Source organism: Synechococcus sp. R6-10 (genome assembly GCF_047461815.1).
Taxonomy (GTDB): domain Bacteria; phylum Cyanobacteriota; class Cyanobacteriia; order Thermostichales; family Thermostichaceae; genus Thermostichus.
The window spans coordinates 1-628 of record NZ_JANSHW010000221.1 but is presented as its reverse complement, the minus strand read 5'-3'; the positions used below and the strand labels follow the sequence as shown (position 1 = coordinate 628).

At 58.9% G+C, this 628-nt stretch carries 1 pseudogene; it reads right to left on the bottom strand.

Annotation, left to right across the window (positions count from 1 at the left end):
- Nucleotides 1-554, bottom strand: a pseudogene (locus NW837_RS07040) (hypothetical protein); the annotation flags it as partial.
- Between the last annotated feature and the right edge of the window lie 74 nt (nt 555-628).

Genomic DNA, 628 nt, shown 5'->3' with positions numbered 1-628 from the left:
CACCAGGGCAAATAGTCCGCCAAGATCAAGCTCACGCCACTGCTGACCAGCAGCGCGATGCGGTAGCCGAATACAAAAATCGCTACCCCTGCCCCCATCTCCCGCTCTGCCAAGATATCGGTACGGTAAGCGTCCACCGCGATGTCCTGAGAGGCGCTCAAAAAAGCCACCAGCAACCCCACCAGAAAGATCGGGCGGGTGAAAACCGTGATTCCCGGCCAAGTCTGGGCCAGCTCTTCCCATCCCAGAGCTTCCAGCCAGGTTTGGGTCGGATCCTGAAAACCCAGTAGCCCTATGCTGAGCAGCAACAGCACTTGGGTCAGGGCCATCCACCCCCGCCGCCGACTGCCCCGCAGGGATCCCGGTGCCGGCAACAGAAATCGATCCAGAACAGGCGACCACAGGAACTTGAAGGAGTAGGGCAAATTGAGCAGGTTAAACAAGCCGATGGCAATGGTGGTCAAGCCCGCTTGGGTCAGCCAAGCATTCAAGGTGGTGTTGATCAACAGCAGCGGCAAACCCGAAGAAAACCCCAACAGCAGCAGAACGCCCATCTTAGAGCTGCCGTAGACGCCCAACATCCGCCTCAAGACGCTTGCCCCCGCCTCAATCATGACTAGCCCTCCCC